The 19,029-nt window shown below is 43.4% G+C and carries 15 protein-coding genes; 8 read left to right on the forward strand and 7 right to left on the reverse strand.

Features of this window, described 5'->3' with window-relative positions; genetic code table 11:
• Both ACED45_RS09880 and ACED45_RS09885 read right to left on the reverse strand, forming a co-directional pair.
• On the reverse strand, positions 1–683 hold a 683-nt coding region (locus ACED45_RS09880), incomplete at its 3' end, for an ABC-three component system middle component 1 (RefSeq protein ID WP_371713895.1).
• Positions 676–1,989: an ABC-three component system protein gene (locus tag ACED45_RS09885; protein ID WP_371713896.1), complete on the reverse strand. Its 1,314-nt coding sequence runs from the start codon at positions 1,987–1,989 to the stop codon at positions 676–678. The genes ACED45_RS09885 and ACED45_RS09880, both read right to left, overlap by 8 nt.
• 997 nt (positions 1,990–2,986) lie before the next feature.
• On the opposite strand from ACED45_RS09885, the gene ACED45_RS09890 reads away from it, so the two are divergent.
• Positions 2,987–3,643 (forward strand): 2OG-Fe dioxygenase family protein, encoded by a 657-nt coding sequence (locus ACED45_RS09890; protein ID WP_371713926.1) that lies wholly within the window; start codon positions 2,987–2,989, stop codon positions 3,641–3,643.
• The gene (locus ACED45_RS09895) at positions 3,627–4,862 is read left to right on the forward strand and encodes a cysteine desulfurase-like protein (RefSeq protein WP_371713897.1); all 1,236 of its coding nucleotides are present in this window, start codon (positions 3,627–3,629) and stop codon (positions 4,860–4,862) included. Before ACED45_RS09890 ends, ACED45_RS09895 begins: the two co-directional genes overlap by 17 nt.
• A 181-nt stretch (positions 4,863–5,043) precedes the next feature.
• Here ACED45_RS09895 and ACED45_RS09900 read toward each other — a convergent pair whose 3' ends face one another.
• On the reverse strand, positions 5,044–5,715 hold the full coding sequence (locus ACED45_RS09900; protein WP_371713898.1) for a type 1 glutamine amidotransferase domain-containing protein: 672 nt from the start codon (positions 5,713–5,715) through the stop codon (positions 5,044–5,046).
• 213 nt (positions 5,716–5,928) lie between these two features.
• Here ACED45_RS09900 and ACED45_RS09905 point away from each other — a divergent pair, with 213 nt between their 5' ends.
• Together ACED45_RS09905 and ACED45_RS09910 are read left to right on the forward strand one after the other, a co-directional pair.
• Entirely contained in the window at positions 5,929–6,813 is an 885-nt protein-coding gene (locus tag ACED45_RS09905) for a LysR family transcriptional regulator (protein ID WP_102433135.1), read from the forward strand.
• A 351-nt stretch (positions 6,814–7,164) separates the two neighbouring features.
• Positions 7,165–8,415, forward strand: a complete 1,251-nt coding sequence (locus ACED45_RS09910) for a sensor domain-containing diguanylate cyclase (RefSeq protein WP_048659548.1) — start codon at positions 7,165–7,167, stop codon at positions 8,413–8,415.
• Positions 8,416–8,525: 110 nt separating this feature from the next.
• On the opposite strand, the gene ACED45_RS09915 is transcribed toward ACED45_RS09910, so the two are convergent.
• Positions 8,526–9,350, reverse strand: coding sequence for a DUF2797 domain-containing protein (locus tag ACED45_RS09915; RefSeq protein WP_017063586.1), 825 nt, complete (start codon positions 9,348–9,350; stop codon positions 8,526–8,528).
• Positions 9,351–9,652: 302 nt separating this feature from the next.
• On the opposite strand from ACED45_RS09915, the gene ACED45_RS09920 reads away from it, so the two are divergent.
• Both ACED45_RS09920 and ACED45_RS09925 read left to right on the forward strand, forming a co-directional pair.
• Positions 9,653–10,948, forward strand: a complete 1,296-nt coding sequence (locus tag ACED45_RS09920; protein WP_371713899.1) for a GGDEF domain-containing protein — start codon at positions 9,653–9,655, stop codon at positions 10,946–10,948.
• Positions 10,949–11,071: 123 nt separating this feature from the next.
• Complete coding sequence (locus tag ACED45_RS09925) at positions 11,072–11,422, forward strand: GlpM family protein (RefSeq protein ID WP_048663603.1); 351 nt, start codon at positions 11,072–11,074, stop codon at positions 11,420–11,422.
• Positions 11,423–11,644: 222 nt separating this feature from the next.
• Here ACED45_RS09925 and ACED45_RS09930 read toward each other — a convergent pair whose 3' ends face one another.
• The 3 genes from ACED45_RS09930 to ACED45_RS09940 form a co-directional block, all read right to left on the reverse strand.
• Entirely contained in the window at positions 11,645–13,015 is a 1,371-nt protein-coding gene (locus ACED45_RS09930; RefSeq protein ID WP_017059762.1) for an SLC13 family permease, read from the reverse strand.
• A 196-nt stretch (positions 13,016–13,211) separates the two neighbouring features.
• Positions 13,212–14,012, reverse strand: coding sequence for a SanA/YdcF family protein (locus ACED45_RS09935; protein WP_017063589.1), 801 nt, complete (start codon positions 14,010–14,012; stop codon positions 13,212–13,214).
• 169 nt (positions 14,013–14,181) lie between these two features.
• Positions 14,182–15,873 (reverse strand): NAD-dependent malic enzyme, encoded by a 1,692-nt coding sequence (locus tag ACED45_RS09940; protein ID WP_371713900.1) that lies wholly within the window; start codon positions 15,871–15,873, stop codon positions 14,182–14,184.
• Positions 15,874–16,056: 183 nt separating this feature from the next.
• Here ACED45_RS09940 and ACED45_RS09945 point away from each other — a divergent pair, with 183 nt between their 5' ends.
• Complete coding sequence (locus ACED45_RS09945) at positions 16,057–18,435, forward strand: helicase-related protein (protein WP_371713901.1); 2,379 nt, start codon at positions 16,057–16,059, stop codon at positions 18,433–18,435.
• Between the two features lie 203 nt (positions 18,436–18,638).
• Positions 18,639–19,016, forward strand: coding sequence for a transporter (locus ACED45_RS09950; RefSeq protein WP_371713902.1), 378 nt, complete (start codon positions 18,639–18,641; stop codon positions 19,014–19,016).
• The last annotated feature ends 13 nt before the right edge of the window (positions 19,017–19,029 follow it).

Below are 19,029 nucleotides of genomic sequence, written 5' to 3' on the forward strand. Positions count from 1 at the left end.
TATGGGTTTGGAGCTATTAGATCATATCTGTTAACAAAGTGCGATCCCGCCCTGATGTTGACACTATTATCTGGCAGGTCTTGTATTATTGAATCTAACCTACTTAACCTTATCGAGTTACTATGGTTAGTTATTAATTTATGGTGATTAGCATAAAGGTTGGATATCTCCGCACCTGATTTATGACTTACTGGCATGAACGTCAACTTGATAAAGATCCGAAAAGCTAGTGCTTGCCAAGTTTGAGAATCGAAGTTTTCTTTATAGTATTGGAATACCGCGGGGTCATCGGCAGACTGCTTTAAAATATCACTTATAGACGTGCTATTGCATTGCTTTTTGAAGTCTATGTATTCATCATGGCTATAGTACAGTACGTTTTTCTTAAAGAAATAGACATCTTCTTCAGTTTGATGAAGCTGTTGAGCAGACTCTTGATTCAGTTCATTTATTTCCCAAAGGCAAATGATATTTGCATTTTTTTCTAGAGCACTATCGTTACAGGCTTCTTTGCATAAAGACATTAGTTTACTTTGAGTGTTCTTTTCTAGTATCTGATAAGGAGAACCAGAAAATATCACCCAATAGTCTTCAATAGTATCAGATTTGTAAAGTTTGATTTTATCTGATTCTATTTTTTTGTAATTGAAATCTTCAAATATACTTTCTACTATATCAATCATTGATTAGATCCCTAGCATCATTTAATGACATCAATGATACTTTCTTAAAGTTGTTGATTTTTTTCTCATCTAGATTATCTGAAAAATCTTGATGTAGGTCATCATCTTCATATGAACCTACTGATTTAATGGAAAATATTGAGTCTGAGGTTATGCTTCTATTGATAAGAACTCCACTCTCAAATAGGAAATCAACATCTTCATTTATTGAAGTTTCTATTATTTCGCGACATAACTCTCGAGCATCTTCTTCTAGTTCATGTATGGCTGTAGGATAAAATAACTCACCGCAAGCTTGCCAATGAAATAGTGAAGGAGATGATTCAATATCTGACAGGTTTGCTTTTTTCAAGCTTTCAAATACTCTCAAAATCCCTTTTCTAAAGTCATCCGAATCAAAAGAATTATCTTTGAATTGACTTATGTTGCTAAATCCGGACTTTTTATGAGGGAGAATTGAGCGTATAAACTTCAATAAGTTTGGGACATCAAGTTGGTTTATTAAAGATTGATAAACATTTAACTTTAGAAGGTCTTCCTCATCACTTAAGTTTAAGCAGTATTCTAGGAAATAATTACCAGATAGTTTTAATAACCAAAAATGAAAGTATTCCTCACCTAGGGATGACTCGTTTATATTGTTATCTAATACTTGATAAAATGTAGAGAAGTTAATGTTTGCTTTTGCAGCAATATCTCTATCAATTATATTTTTAATTTTATTTTCTATTATTTCATGGTGAATGTTAATAATATGCCTGAGCACTATGTTTTCAAGATGATGCCGGGTTTTAGTAACATAATCTTGCTGTTGTCGGTATACCTCTCCTGGGTATAGTAATTTATATGCCTCTATAATTTGGTAATCAATGAATGAATCTACTTCATCTAGTTGGCACCAAGGTACTTTATTTCCTTGCAAGTTAGTGTATTGGTAGATAGTTATGCACGGGTATGAGGTGGAATAATCTGAAGGTATGTTTGTCAGTTCTTTTGATACATGGAAATAAGCTTTTCTACCATCATTTTCGCCATCAAAAACTGCTTTCTGCTTGTCAAAGTCACTTTGGTGTATGCTAAACCTCTGTGCTTTTTTTGCTTTTACTTGATGCATTGATTTGCAAGTGTTATCTGAATTCAGAATTGCAAAGTCGTCAATGCTTTCAATCTGTAATTTAAGGTCATAACTGTTTATTTCACTATCTTGGATTAATTGTAAGCAGTGCAAAACCGCAATTTTCCCTTGATAGATATACCCACTATAACTAGTTACAGCAGTATGTGGATTGCTCGATTGAGTAGTCATTCTTCTTTAATCCTAGCCCGGGAGGTCACACCTCTGACTTAATGTATTTTTTATAGTAACTGACTAGTTCAATTACTTAATTTACCTTAATACTTCAATGGGTTGTAAGTGTAATCTGTGGCAATTCATGGTGTAAGCATAGGCGGTTAGCGCTTTCATAAAAAAGAGAGTCCGCTGGTACGTAGCTAAGCCGTCTTACCGCGAAGTACCTGTTGTTGTTGCGGTTCATATAAGCCCAATGTTTGTACCGCAAGTTGTGTCGTTGCATTACGTATATTTACAAAAATGTAACGGATGCGTGAAATGTGAATACCATCCGAAACAAAACCACTACATATTTAAGTGTTTGTTTACGAAGAAATTTTTATTAGGATTAGAGTGTCATATTTTTTTATACAAAACAATTTCCATATAAAAAATTGAGATGAATGCTATCGGTATAAATGAAGATTATGAGAAGTTCGAGAAAGGGCGTAAACGTTAAGGGCGGCCGAGTTCCCCCCGAACTCGACCTGTTCCAGACGCGCAAGCAAAGGCGTGTGGATTCTGGCGTACTCATAAATTAACCAATTCCAGTTTGTTGTGTAAATAATCAATAGCTTGGCAACTGATAGGTTGGTCGTATTTCGATGTGCAAAAACATACAAATAAAGTATGCCGAAGTAGGGGGATGAGCCTAGATGCTGCGGCTGACGTATTAGTGGGTAATTGCTGACAAAATAATAAACACAGCGCGCTAGTTAATAATATCGTTAAATTTGATTTTATAGGTGTTTATAACTAGCTAGTGAAGTGTGCTAGTTTTAAGAGTTGGTCATCTTTTATTCTGGTGTTATACACTGCTTTTGATTTTAAACTTGGTTTTACAATCTGAATTATTAATTCTGACGGGATAAATGATTGTTTATTGTTGATTTGGCAAGATCTTCAAGTATCCTTTTATGTAAACAAAACGTTAAATGTCGAAAGTAAATTAACAATCATTAAGGAGTCGATGATGTTACACGCTCACGAAAACACCCTACATATTACCCATCTCAGTAACCACGCGGTTAAGGAGCTGTCACCTTCTTTCTCTAAGCTACCTAGCACAGAGCACGCAGACGGACAGTACCGATTGAGAAGGTACTCTGTGGTTGAATTCAGTAATGGACAAGTCGTAGAGCTAGACAAACATAACTTCGTTCAGTCTGAAGACATTAATCACTTTCAAGGTGACGTTGTTCGCCAATTCGAGCCAATTGAAGCACCAATCCTAAGCAGCGAAGGCATGCAAGAGATGTGTGAACTGTTTATTGAAACCAATGGGCTTGAAGACGGACAAGAAATCGAAATCCACCAAATCCGTATCGCTGCCATTTTTGAAGAGACACAGGTTGCGCCAGAAGGTGTGCACCAAGACGGTTTTGACCATATCGCGATCATTGGTGTTACTCGCCACAATATCGTCGGTGGTGAAGTGATGCTTTATCAAGATAGCCATGAAGCCCCATTCTTTAGAAAAGTGCTAGAAGATGGAGAAGTTGCAATGCTTGCTGATAGTAAGCTTTGGCACAACGCACAGCCAATTCGCACCATAGACCACGATGAGATGGGTTACATGGATGTGTTTGTTCTAACGGCTAAGGATGCGCGCAATGTCCTTCACTCTTAATGATGTACGCCAGCAGTTCAGCGCGTTAGGCCAATACCATAACGGCAAGCCCGTTACCTTTTTTGATGGGCCGGGTGGTTCTCAGGTGCCTGAGAATGTATTAGCGTCTATGACGGAATACCTCGGGCACTTTAATTCCAACTTGGGCGGTCACTATTTTTCTAGCCAGAAGACCACAGGTTTAATGCAGCAAGCGAGAGAAGCGGCACAAGCGTTACTGAATGCCGAGTCTTCGGGCAATGTTGTATTTGGTGCCAACATGACCTCACTGACTTTTCAGCTTAGCCGAGCGATCAGCCGCGATTGGCAAGCTGGCGATGAGGTGATTGTTACCGCGCTAGACCACTACTCGAATGTATCGAGCTGGCAACAAGCAGCAGACGACAAGGGCGCGATTGTTCGCCAAGTTCGTGTCGACGAGTCGGATTGCAGCCTAGACATGGCGCACTTTGAGTCGCTGTTAAATGAGAAGACCAAGCTTGTTGCTGTGACGTTTGCTTCGAACACCACGGGCTCGATTGTCGACATGGCGAAAGTTATCGAACTTGCACATCAGCACGGTGCTCAGGTTTATGTTGATGCGGTTCACTACGCTCCTCATCACTTGATCGATGTTCAACAACTGAACTGTGATTTCTTAGCGTGTTCAGCTTATAAGTTCTTTGGCCCGCATGTGGGCATTGCTTATGTTGCGCCTCAATGGTTACACACGTTAAAGCCTTACAAGGTAGAGCCAGCGACAAACATTGGCCCAGGCCGTTTTGAAACCGGAACGCAAAGCTTTGAAGGCCTTGCCGGTGTGATTGCAGCAGTAGATTACTTGGCGCAATTCGGTGAGCCAACCGACTCATTGCGTTCTCGTTTAGAGCAAAGCTACGCGCTTTATAACAAGCATGAAAGCCAGCTTAGTGAGTACTTCCTAAAACGCTTAGGTGATCTGGAAGGGGCAAAGCTCTACGGAAAGACAGAGTTTGATTCGAACCTAAGAACGCCAACATTCGCCATCACCTTTGATAACCACTCCCCAGAGTTCATCGCGAAGAAGCTGGGCGAGCATAATATCTGTGTGTGGAACGGACACTTCTACGCATTAGGGTTGGTGAAGCAGTTGGGTATTGAAGAGCAGGGCGTGGTGCGTATTGGTTGTATGCATTACAACTCGATTGAAGAGATCGACTTGCTGTTTAATGTGCTTGAAGGGATCTTGCGAAGTAACTAGTAAGAAGCGACTAGCAAGAAGTAACTAACACCTTAGTGGTTACAAAATTAGAAAAGAGCATACTTCTCTCAATAATATTGAGGTGGAAGTATGCTCTTTTTTGTTTCACCGCGCTTATTACTTATTTACGTAACACCAGTGATTCGATTAAGACCGCTATTTAATCAAGACAGCGATTCGACTATGAAAGCTGCTTAACAATAGCTACACCCACTGCGTGTGCGCTGGTTGGGTTCTGACCTGTAATGACTCGCTCATCAACAATCACAAGCTCTTGCCAAGGTTGAACCTTGTTGAAACGTGCTGCGCTACGAGCAAGAGACTCTTCGAGTAGGAATGGAATGTCGTTGATCGTACCAAAGTCGATCTCTTCTTCACGTGTAAAGCCAGTCACCGATTTAGAGCTTAGTAGCTTCTCGCCGTTGCTCAGAACAATCGGAAGCAGCGCCGCAGGGCCGTGACATACTGCCGCGACAATACCACCATCTTCATAATGCTTTGCTGCGATGCTAGCGAACTGTTCATTGGTTGCTAAATCTGAAAGCAAACCGAATCCACCTGGGTAGAAGATAGCATCGTAGCTTTCAGTATTGATTTGGCTTACTGGAATCGTATTGTTGATGCGGTTCTGGAAGTCATCATCCGCCAAGATATCAGCGTTAACCACATCTCCTTCAATATCCGTTCCGTAGAGTGGGGCTTTGCCACCATTGATAGAAGCGATGTCGTATTCGAATCCAGCAGCCATGATCTCTTTCAGAGCGTGGGTTAGTTCTGGAGCGTAAGTACCGTTCGCTTGGTCTGTATCGCCAAGTGTTGCGTGGTTAGTTACTGGAATTAGTATTTTTTTCATGATTCATCCCTTTGAGCTGCTGTTTTTTTATTTAGAAACGATGCCTGTAATTAGATGCTGACGCTTTTCGTTAAGCGCTAGGTATCGTGTTGTTACTTAGCTATCGCCGTCTTGTTGTATCTAATACTAGTTCCAAACCAATTAGGTGATAATATACTAAACAGGCAAAACATTGTTGCTATATAGCAAAGATAAGATACGGGTAGATTAAGTATGGACAGCTTTGAAGGTATTAATGAGTTTGTTGCGGTAGCCGAGTGTCACGGCTTTTCTGCAGCAGCAAAACAGTTGGGTTGCAGTACTAGTCATGTCAGTCGCCAAGTTTCAAGGTTGGAAGAGAGAGTTGGCGTGGCGTTGCTTGCGCGTTCAACACGGATGGTGAGCCTGACCGAATCGGGTCATACCTATTATCAGCAGTGCAAAGACTTGGTCATTGGGCTGCAACAAGCGAATGAACAAGTCACGTCTCAACAAACTCAGCTTAGCGGTACATTACGTGTTAGTGCTGCGGGTGCATTTGCAGAAAATCATGTTGCGACAGCGCTGATGGAATTTGCCAAAGATCATCCTGAACTCACCATAGAAATGAACTTCAATACTAAGATGGTGAACTTCATCGAAGATGGTATCGACTTTGCCATTCGTTATGGTCGATTAGACGATTCAGGGCTGGTGGCAAGAAAGTTGGTCGATCGTCCAATGGCGGCTGCAGCCAGTAAAGACTATATAGAGCAATTTGGTTCGCCTACTCATCCAGAGCAGTTGAAAATGCATAGCTGTATTATCGCTAACAGTGATCAGTGGTTATTTGAGAAAGAGGGCAAATCGTTAAATGCAGTACGAGTACATGGGCGCTGGCGCAGTAACAATTCGAGCGCAGTACTCAAAGCATGTGAAGAGGGACTTGGGATTGTTTATCTTCCTAAAAGCAGTTTCAATGGCGGTCTGACTAATGGAAAGCTGGTCCCGGTGCTTGAAGAATATTGGGGAGCAGGAACCAGCAGTTGGGTCGTATATCAAAACCGCCGTTTTTTACCCCAGAGAGCACGACTGGCGATCGACTTCTTAGTCGCTTACTTTTCGGATTGGAATGAATAAGCGACAAGGTGTCAAGCTGGCAGCCAACAAGACAGAAGTTAATACTGAACGGGATTTGAAAAGAGTCGTGATTAACTCTAGCTACGCACTTTAAAGCCGAAAACAGAAAAGTTAATGCTTACATAGATATACATTATCTTTTTTTGTTTTTTGACGCGCGTAATAGGATTGAGATGCTTGTCTACTTTTGATAACTCGTGTTAGTGATTGAATTGTAGAGAAGCCCGCAACAGTACGATATACTAGATACCATATTAATATCCCTAACGCGTGAAAGATTCTGTGGAAGCGTTGGCAGGATGTGTTGTTATGCTCCAGTTTATGAAGTGTAGCTAGAGTGCGGAGTTGGCAATGTCTTCAATAAATTTCGAATCCACGTACGGTGTGATAACTATTCAAGATATGAATGTAGTTAGTGTTGACGCTAACTATGCTCGCATCTATGGATACCAATCGCCCGAAGAACTACTTTCTAATATCGATAGCTTTCTAGATTTAATCTCAGAAGATTACCATGTTCTAGCCTATCAAAATTACCTTGAAACGGTGAGTGGTCAACGCGACCCTCAGGTTCATACCTATACCAATGTTGATCGTAACGGCAGAGAGTTCACCGTGTTTTCTATCGACCATGTGACGGAGTGGCAGGGAAGGCCTGCACTGCAAGTCACGGTTATCGATCTTTCCCCTGCGATTCAGCTGCAAAATGCGGTGCGTGAGCAAGATAAGATGTATCACGACATGATCATGCAATCAGGGCAGGGAATCTTGGTTCACCGAGATTTTAAACCTTTGATGGTCAATCAATCGTGGGTCAAATTACAAGGTGGATCGTCCATAGAGCAAGTATTAGCGCTGGATTCGATCCTTGAGTTGGTACCCAAGCAGAACACTGATGGCATCAATAAGCACTATCATGCGCTTATGTCTGGTGAGTTGTCTGGAACGAGCACTGTGGTCGAAAACATTGGGTTTGACGGTGTGCATCGATTTTTCAATATTTACGACAATGCGATTACGTGGAAAGGTCAGCCTGCGGTTCAGGTTGTGCTCGAAGATGTGACGCAAAAGGTGATGTTGGAAAAGCAGTTGGTTCACCAAGCTAATTACGATGAAATGACGGATTTGCTCAATCGTAGGGCTATTTATGAATGGCTAAGAGAGCATATTATCTCTGAAAATTACCTTGTGTGTATGTTGTTGGATATCGATGATTTTAAGTCGATTAATGACACTTACGGTCATATGGTCGGTGATGAGGTCATTTGTGCTTTGGCTAATATTGCCAAGCGCAATGCCGATAGAGTGGGTGGAGTCGCAGGCCGTTGGGGTGGTGAAGAGTTCATTATCTTTATCCCAAATGCGTCTCTTGAACTAGCATACGAGGTGTCAGAAGAGATTCGCCAACAGTTCCATCACGTTGAGTTCAAAATTGATGAACAGGTTCGATTTAATTCGAGTGTCAGTATCGGAATCAGTGATAGTCGAGCTTGTGAAGACGGTGTCACTATTGACGCACTCGTGAATTTAACCGATCAGTCTCTCTATCGCGCGAAAGCCAATGGCAAGAATTGTGTCGACGGAGATGTGGTTGCGCTCTAGTATTTGTACGTTGCTTTATTAAAGCTGATCGTCTCATCTGAAATGAAAGATGCCCTGAAGCTAAAGCGTCAGGGCATTTTTGTATCTCACTTGTGATGGCGCTCAGCTGATTAAGCAGAAACCTCAACTTCGTAAGAACCGAATTTACGGATGTTAATCACACCAGTATCCAAGATAAGGTATTGGCCTTTAATGCCTTGAAGTACACCGGTCACCTCAGGGTTCTTATCAAAGTTGTGCGATACAATCTTCACAGGGTGCTGTTCAACGGGGTAGCTCAATGAAGTGATGTTCTCACTTAGAATTTCGATCGCATCGTCACCAAATTTTGCTCTGATCTCTTGGATTTTATCCTCAACCAGTGGTAGCAGCTCTTTTGCTTTCTCTACCAATTCCATATCGTCGCCGTCGCCTTTTAGCAGCGTGCGCCAGTTGGTTTTATCGGCGATGTGTTTTGCTAATTCAACTTCGATAAGGCCAGAAATCTGACGCGTTTTTACCTTCAAGATTGGTAGGCCTTGAGTCGCACCTTGATCAATCCAACGGGTAGGGATCTGTGTATGACGAGTGATACCTACTTTTAGGCTTGATGTATTTGATAGGTAAACGAAGTGATCAACCATGCAGTTCTCTTCACCCCATTGAGGCTCACGACATGTGCCTTCATCGTAGTGGCAAGTCTCTGGTTTCATGATGCACATATCGCAGCTAGCTAGCTTTTTCATGCACACAAAGCAGTGGCCTTGAGAGTAGCTTTTCTTGGTTTTCTTGCCACACGAGCAGCAAAAAATATTGCCTGTGTGAGTGAGGTTGATGGTTTTACCAATCAGAGGGTTTAGTTCTACAAATTCTTCGCCTACAGGCAAACGGTAGGTTACCGCACCATCAAGGGAAGCACTCATCTTCTTGAGTGTTCCTTTCGCTAATAAAGACATGACATTACTCGTTGTATTTTGATTATTATTTCGTCGACTCGAATGCTCTGTAAGCAGCCTGTTCGGTTAACGATGATTATGCGATGAGTATAACAAATGGAGCCTATTTTTATACGCAATAATACTTGATTCTCGGCGTAAATAATTAGCATGAAATGTAAGCATAAAAATATAGTATGACATTTTGTTCAGGCGTGATATAACGTTTTTTAGTGAATTATTGGTATTAAGATCACTAATTCACGTAACTTATTTTATATCGTGAAATCCCAACTCTAGGGATATAAGCCGGAAGCTTAGACGTGAAGTGGATCCATAAGATTGTTATCTTTCTAGTTATCGCAACACTTGCCATTGTGCAGTATTACCGTGTGAGCGGAAATCGTGTGATAACGGCAATTACGCCAGATAAATATGAGTTTATCGCGACCAGCGATCAAGTTGACAGGGGTGTCAGTACCTCTCAATTATCCTATGAAAATGGCCAATATGTTCTTAACTGTGAGCTAAAGGAATCAGAGTATCCTTGGCCTTACTGCGGCTTATCGATTCGTATCGATCCAGATATAACCACAGGTCTTGACCTTTCCCAGTATCACACTTTTAGAGTGAACATCGATTACCATGCAGAGGCTGACTCAAGCGGCCGTTTGAGAACCTACCTACGTAACTATAACCCTGCTTATTCAGTTCCGGATAACGAGTATACACATAAGTACAACGGGATGGAGTTTTCTCCGGGCGTTGATGGTGGTGTGATTGAGATTCCGATCAAAAACCTGCAAGTAATGACATGGTGGTTAGCTGATAACGACATTGCGTTAGAGCACTCAGCGCCCGAGTATTCGAATGTGAATATGGTTGAGTTTGCTACCGCATCTGGTGCGAAGCTTGGTCATCATAGAATCGTTATCCGTAGCATCGAGTTTGAAGGCTCTTACATCACAGGCGAGAGCTTGTTCCTTATTTTACTGTTTGTTTGGGTCGGAACCGGCACGGTGTTCTTGCTTTCTGAATTAAACAGTTCAAGAAAGCGTATGCTGATTGCCGAAAAAAGACACTATCACCTTAAGAACGTCAACCGAGCACTGAGAGAGCAAAACTTTGAATTCTCTGAAATGGCACACCGTGATGAGTTGACCGGAATACTAAACCGACACGCGATTCGTGATTGGCTAAAAATGCAGTCTCAGCAGGTTAAGCAGGGGCATGGAAAGCTAAGTATGTTGTATCTCGATATTGACTACTTCAAGAGCGTGAATGACAAATACGGACACCAAATGGGTGACCATATTTTACGCGAGTTTAGCATGGTGGTCGGCAGTTCGATCAGCGCTACCGACAAGTTGGTGAGGTGGGGTGGTGAAGAGTTTATTGTTTTTTGCCCGGAGACTGATCTTGGCGAAGCACAAAGAAAGGCTGAGAAAATCCGACTCTTAGTTAGCCAGCACCTTTGGGTTCATGGCGATCCACTGACATGCAGTATTGGTATCGCTGAGATGAAACAAGAGCGAGTGACAGAGACCATTGCTCGCGCTGATGAAGCTTTATATCAAGCTAAGCATTCAGGTCGAAATCAGGTGATCTTGAGTCACTAATCTGAAAATTGTTTTGATTAGTTTATAAGCCACACGTGCATATGTGACGTGTGGCGTTTTTATGGCTGCTAGATGAGTTTACCCTCTAGAGCCTTTGTTAGTTTGTTTGGAAAATGTACAAAAATGATTTCCCTGTTCTTTAAATGCTTGCTGGGTGCAGCGGCGGTTTTGTTGATTGCGCTATTGTCGAAGAGCAAGAGCTTCTACATCTCTGGTTTAGTGCCGCTGTTTCCGACCTTTGCTCTGATTGCTCACTACATTGTCGGCACGGAACAAACCATGGTGGAGTTACGCACCACAGCCTTGTTTGGCTTATTTTCGCTTGTGCCATACGCGGCTTATCTTGGCGCTGTGTATGTGTTTAGTTATCGATACAATTTGGTGTCGACACTCTCGTTAGCGACCTTAGTGTGGGTATTGTGTGCTTCGATGTTGCTGCTAGGTTGGACGCGTTTGGTGCCAAGTGTGGCGTGAGAACCAGGTCTTAGAGCGGTAATGATAGGTTGATGGCGAGCTGATACAAAAAAGGTGGCGAAGAGCCACCAAAAGGGAAAAGCGTTTTATTGTTTTTTTGGATGCCCGCTCAGTGATAGCTTCAAGTAACAGAAAGCTTCACACTGAGCGGGCATTTTTGTACTGGTTGAGCCGGGGGAACTGCAACCAGTCTAGGGGAGCACGGCCTATAAGGCGTTATCCTTACCAGAAAATCCAAGCGAACAGTGTCAGAACTAGGATACAAACTAGGTTCAACACCATACCGATTCGCATCATCTCTTTTTGCTTGATGTGGCCTGAGCCAAACACGATTGCGTTAGGTGGTGTTGCTACTGGCAGCATGAAGGCACAAGATGCAGCAACCGCAATCAGTGCAGACAAGATAACCGGCGACATACCCAGCGCTTCAGCAATGGTCGCAAATACAGGGACAAGCAATGCCGCGCTCGCTGTGTTACTTGCGAATTCAGTTAGGAATACGACGAACGCTACTACCGCTAGAATCGTTAGCAGTACGCCTGCTGTTTCTAAGAAACCGCTTAGAGAGTGTGCTAGGAATACACTGGTTCCGGTTGCTTTAAGAATGTTACTTAAACAGATACCGCCACCGAATAGGATTAATACGCCCCAATCCGTTGTCTTCTCAACATCTTTCCATTCGACTGCTCTAGAAGCGCCAAGCAATACAATCGCGCCAATCGCAACCAAGCTATCAAACTTCGAGAAGCCACCGATCATTGCATTGATTGGCTTACCGAATATCCAAAGCGTTACCGTTAAAAGGAAGATAGACAGTGTGATTTTCTTGCTGTTTGTCCACTCAACTGGGGCATGGTCTAGCTCGAATTTGTGGTCAAGCTTCGGCTTAGTCATCACGTAAAGAATAATCATCGCGATTGGCAGTAAGATCATTGAGATAGGTAGGCCAAGTGCCATCCACTCTGTGAAGCTTAAGCCAACTTCTGCCGCCGCAATTGCGTTTGGTGGGCTACCAACTAAGGTTGCGATGCCACCGATTGAAGCACAGTAAGCAATACCCAGTAGCACGAACACGTAGGTGTTGCGGTCTTCACTTTGGTCAACCTTGTTCATGATGCCAAGAACAAGGGGAAGCATCATTGCAGTCGTTGCTGTGTTCGAAATCCACATCGACAAGCCTGCACTCACACCGAATAGCATGAACACCGCCACCGACATTCTGCCTTTTGCAATCAGCAGAACTTTGTCGGCAATCGCCTTATCGAGCTCTTGCTTGTTGAGCGCAGCAGCAAGGGCAAAACCACCCATGAATAGGAAGATGATTGGGTTCGAGAAGTTCGCTAATGCAGCGGGCGTATTGAACACACCAAACAAGACAGCCAAGAGTGGAACGAGCAGAGCGGTGATGCTGACATGAATAGCTTCGGTTAACCATAGAACCGCAACGAACACGAGAATACTCAAACCAGTATTGACTTGTGATTCGAAAGGAAGGGTGTTGAGCAAGAGTGCGAATAGCGTGAAATTACCAATTAATATCATGCTGTTGCGGGTGAACAACCAGTGTTTCAGTGTAGTAACAAGTGCCGTCATAAGACGCTCCTTTTGTTATCCTCGTTTTATTGGTGCACGACTTCATTGAGTCGTGCTTATTATTTTCGAGGTATATAGCTTGATGTAGGGTCAGACTTTGTTGGGAGAATGTTACTTAAGTTAATAAAGGCGTGTTGGTGTGTTTTTGTGTAACAGTGGGGAAATGTGAGGCAACAAATTCAAAATGTGTAGTTTTCTACACATCTGTCTCTGCTGGGTCTGCAATAGGGTTTGTTGTAGGATCTACAACAGGGTTTACAGAGGGGTCAGTCATAGGGTTTGGAATCGGAAATGATTCCGGTTTTGGACTCGATTGAATGGGCTCTTTAGGTCCAAGGAACTTTGGCGTTGTCCCCATAATATACAAATCTAAGAAGGCTTTGGTACGCGCAAAAACTTCACGCAAACGGATAGAGGTGCCTGAATGATGAGTAGGGCCTGAAACCGCTAAACATTGTGCATGAATATCGTAAGAATTAGCGATAAATAGTGCTCTTTCACAGTGGAATTTCTGAGTAATGATCAGGAAGTTGTCGGTGTCGAAGATCTTTTTAGCGCGAACAATCGAGTCTAAGGTTCTAAAGCCTGCGTAATCGAGGTTAATGCGTTCATCGGGTACACCCGCTTTCAGCAAGTCGCGTTTCATCGTCCACGGCTCATTGTAAGAGCGATGAGCGTTATCACCACTTAACAGAAACTGGTCGACTTTTTCACGGTCGAACAGCTCAATCGCGGCTTCGATTCGGTGCTTATAATAGTCGTTGAGTGTTCGACCCAAATATTTGCTCGTGCCAAGCACAACGGCGACCTCAAGCTCGGGCACTTCATCTATATCGTAGATGATGCGATCTTCCGCTTGCCATGAAACCCAATAATCGATCGCAATAACCGCAGCGCTGCCTACTAAGAACACGAGGAAAGCGCCAAACAGAAAACCTTGCAGTTTTTTGTAAGCTTTTTTTATGTAGCTACGGATAATGTGAGAATCAAATTTCACTCTCGGTATGGTCCTTTCACTGAGCATTAATTTTTGAGTGCTCGATAATACCAAATAAAAATGAGAAAAATCAGTTAAAAAGACAAGACAGTTTAAAGAAAAAAGCCCCTGCAATTGCAGAGGCTCATATAAGAGTCGTTAACGCTCTTTATTCCAAGCGCAGTACGCTTTATTGGAATGCCGTGCGCTTGTAACGACGGTAAACTGGCTGCCAGAAGTGCTGGTCAATCGCTTGTTGCAGTGCTTCTTCAGTGATCTCTAGAGCAACGCCCTGTTCAATCGCCTTCTTACCAACAGCAAGAGCAATCTTCTTCGATACCGTGTGGATTTCTTCTAATGGTGGAAGTAGAGCGCCTGTGCCGTTGATTGCTAGTGGAGAACACGTTGCAAGTGCACGGCTTGATTCCATTAGCATTTCGTCAGTGATGCGTGAAGCATTCACAGCTAATACACCAAGGCCAATACCTGGGAAGATGTAGCTGTTGTTACACTGAGCGATTGGGTAAGTCGTGCCATTGTGAACTACTGGCTCAAATGGGCTACCTGTCGCAACAAGTGCTTGGCCATCAGTCCAACGAATAATGTCGTTTGGTGTCGCTTCAACACGGCTTGTTGGGTTAGACAGTGGGAACACGATAGGACGTTCACAGTGCAGGTTCATCTCTTTGATGACTTCTTTGCTGAATAGACCTGGAGCACCAGATACACCAACCAATACGGTTGGCTTCGCGTGGCGAACAACGTCCAGTAGAGAGAAACCAGTGCCGTCGCTTTCCCAGTCTTTAGTGTTTTCGTTGGTTTGAACAAGACGCTGTTGGAAATCAAGCAGGTTTTGCATGCCTTCCTGTAGCAGACCCCAACGGTCAACCATGTAAACTTGAGAGCGAGCTTGTGCATCGCTGATACCTTCAGACACCATTTGAGCAATGATAGCTTCAGCAATACCACAACCTGCAGAACCCGCACCTAAGAAGGTAATACGCTGATCTGACAGTTTGCTGTTTGCTGCTTTACATGCTGCAAGTAGAGAGCCAACCGTTACGGCTGCTGTGCCTTGGATGTCATCGTTGAAACAACAGATGCGATCTTTGTAACGCTCAAGCAGTGGCATTGCGTTCTTTTGTGCGAAATCCTCGAACTGAACTAATGCATCAGGCCAACGGCGTTGAACCGCTTGGATGAACTCTTCAACGAATGCATCGTAGTCAGCACCTGTGATACGAGGGTGACGCCAGCCCATGTACATTGGGTCAGCAAGACGTTGAGGGTTGTTGGTACCCACATCGAGCACGATTGGTAGCATGTAAGCTGGGCTAATGCCGCCACACGCTGTGTAAAGTGCTAGCTTACCAATTGGAATACCCATGCCACCGATGCCTTGGTCTCCCAAACCAAGAATGCGCTCACCATCCGTAACCACGATAACTTTAACGTTGTGGTTTGTCGCATTATTCAGTAGATCATCGATACGATCGCGGTTCGGGTATGAAATAAACAGACCACGACCACGACGGTAAATATTTGAGAAGTTCTCACATGCTGCGCCAACCGTTGGCGTGTAAATGATAGGCATCATTTCAGAGATGTGGTTTTGAACTAAACGATAAAAAAGCGTTTCATTAGTGTCTTGGATGTTACGAAGGTAGATATGCTTATCCATATCACTTTCGAAGTTACAATATTGTTTGTATGCACGTCCTACTTGCTCTTGGATTGTTTCGGTTGTTTCCGGTAACAAACCTTCAAGGTTGAAAGAACTGCGCTCTTCAGCAGAGAATGCGCTGCCTTTGTTTAGAAGAGGGGTACTTAGTAGAGCAGGACCAGCATAAGGGATATATAGAGGGCGTTTATCGTTGTTCATTGGATGCCTAATATGGGAGAAAGGGTAACTGAAAAATGATAACGGTTTAGTTATTCAATTGTAAATAGTTTCTCCGCGATCTGAGCAAACAAAATGATATTCTTACCTCTGTCCCACACTTATCGAATTTCAACACGATAATTCGTTATACTTTGCTCACACTTTTTCGCGACGCTCCCTTTTATGTCATTACTTCCCATCGATGCTTATCAAAATGTATTCCACGAACAAATCGTTAATTCTCACCTTGTAGTAGAGGCTGAAACCGGATCAGGTAAATCTACGCGATTGCCAATTTGGGCTTCCCAACATGGGCGAGTTCTGGTGGTTGAACCACGACGCATCGCGTGTACTTCACTGGCTAAATATCTCGCACAACAATCGGGCGAGAAGCTTGGTAGCAAAGTGGGCTATGCGATTAAGCTCGAACCGGAATACAACGAGCAAACGGACGTTGTTTTTGTTACGCCCGGTATCGCGCTGCGTTGGTTATCAGAAGATGGACTCGCTGGCTTTGATGTAATTGTGGTGGATGAGTTTCACGAGAGGCGCTGGGATATCGACTTGCTGGTGGCGATTTTGAAACAAAAAGCGAGTCATCGTTTAGTGATCACATCAGCAACCATTGAGGGTGAACGCCTTGCTCATTATTTGGATGCGAATCGAATTAGCTGTGAAGGGCGAACTTATCAAGTCGAGATTGAACACCGAGCGAATGAATCCAGAACACTGCCTGATAGTCGACATCTAGAACAGCGCATCGCGGAAGAAGTGAATCATCAACTGATTGCTTCACATGGCGATATGTTGGTTTTTCTGCCGGGTAAAAAAGAGATCGTGCAATGTGAACAAGCTTTAGCGAAAAATCCAGATATCCAAGTCGTTAAATTGCATGCGTCGGTCAGTGACAAGGAGCGAGATTTAGCCTTATCGGGTCGGAATACCAATATTGAAGGTGATGGTCTGAGAAAGGTCATCCTTGCTACAAACGTTGCGGAAACCTCATTAACCATTCCTGATATTGGCGTGGTGATAGATTCAGGATTGGAAAGACGCACCGTTCAACGCAACGGCAGAACCACCTTAATGTTGAAATCCATATCACGCGCTAGTGCCAAACAACGCGCGGGTCGTGCGGGTAGGGTAATGGACGGCGTTTGTGTCCGTTTGTATGGTGAACACGCAGCGTTAGAGTTAGTTACGCCTCCTGAATTGCAGCGTGAAGAGCTGACCGAACCTATGTTGGCGGCGGCATGTTGTGGTGCGACTCTTGATAGTTTATCTTTCCTCGACCCTATTCCTGAGAAGTCGCTAAATAGCGCAACTCAAACCTTGCTGATGATGGAAGCGATTAACGCCGACCATCAAATTACCGAGCACGGCAAAAAGCTGTATCCACTGCCGATTGATGCTTTGTATGCAGACATTGTAACTCGCATCAAAACCAAAGCACTCAAAGAAGCGATGGTCGATCTCACAGCGGCGTTGTCTGTGCCTGCTCGCTTGTATCAATTACCGAACAGTGCAGAACATCTGGAAGCACTGGCGCAACAGGAGAAAGAAGGGTGTGATTTAAGCCTGTTAATTCAGATTGTGCGTGGTCGCGAATATCCGCATTTAGAAATAGACCTACAGGCACTGAATGAAGCTCAAGGTCTAGCTAAGCAAATGCGTGAGGTATTTGAACTTCCTCAGCTAGAAGTCGCGTCACGTTTTCAACGCATTGAACTACTTAAGACTATTGTGGATCTTCATCCTGAACTGGTGTTTGTGCGCCGGCTGAAAAGGAAAGAGGCCTTTGCTAATGGAGTGTTAGAGGTGGTACTTGGTCGCCAGAACCGTTTCCCGGACAATGCACAAGCTATGTTGGTGCTAGACACCCACAGCTTGCCGGGAAGAGGGGTTAAGCAAACACTGACCTTAGCGACGGTCACTGCACCTATTCCTCTTGAGCTTATAGTTGATGCTGAGTTAGGAGATTGGGAGCAAGGTGAAACCGTTGTGAATGATGATGGCGTCTTTACCGAGATGGCGTTGATGTACGCAGGCCGCACGATTACAACCAAGCTTGTCGCGGCTGAAGGGCAACTATCATTAAAGCCTATCGTCGATCTCGTGGTAAGTGGTGCTCAACTTCCTGGTTTTGCAAAGGTTCGCACTCAAGAGATTAAGCATTGGCAGCTGTATGTGAAACTCGGTCTCGATGAGCAAACACAATACACACCAGAAATTGAGAACATTAACTTTGAGCTATGGTTTATAGAGCAGCTTGAAGTGTTAGGGGTTACTGATGTCAGCGAATTGGAAATGTTTGACCACTCAGACATACCGTTCGATGGCATTCCAACTTGGCTCTATTCAGAATTTTCGGAAAAATACCCGTTTGCATTGAGCCTTGCCGACTTGCAACTCGATGTAGAATACTTGCCCGCGAGAAAGCTGATTTACGTTCACTATCAATCGGGTAGTCGAAAGTTATCGCCAAAACGTTGGGAGCTGCCGACATGGTCAGGCTGGCGCATTCAGTACAAAAAAGCGAGCCGAATAATTGATATCAAATAGATGGATAAGTTTTATCTCTAAAATATTAATCAAATAGGTGCATATATGATTTTTCAGTGCTTATTTTGTTACAAGTTTGATTTTTATATGCCTTTTTAACCAATCAAAAGGTCATAAAAGACTATTCTTCTATATCCTATTGCTATAAAGAAAGAGTTGATAGATATTGAGTATATTGTGTTGCCAAAGTGTCGGGGGACATCATGGATAAACAGGAAGAGACGCGTGTAGAGTTCGATTACACAACATTTCTTGGCGCCTCATGCAGTAAAAAATGGACTTTTCTGGAAGCACTCACCACAATTGCGCCAGTATTCAGTACCGTCTGGCGAGATAGCATTAAAGAGCTAGCAAGCCCTGAAGATCGTTTATGGCAGATGGCATTGAAATCAATGTCGACGCGTAAAAGTGATGAGTCGAATATTGTGACCTTACTCAAGCTCGCGAAGCTGGAAGGAATCAATGAGCTCAAAGTGGTGATGCCATATTCTCTTGAAGAAGAGCAGATCGAGTATATTGAATCGCGCAGTCATTCAGTGATTGCGGGTAATTCTGGAGAAGAGTTCACGATTAGGCTGTAACTTCAGTTCGCCT

The organism is Vibrio crassostreae (genome assembly GCF_041439375.1).
GTDB classification, from domain to species: domain Bacteria; phylum Pseudomonadota; class Gammaproteobacteria; order Enterobacterales; family Vibrionaceae; genus Vibrio; species Vibrio crassostreae_D.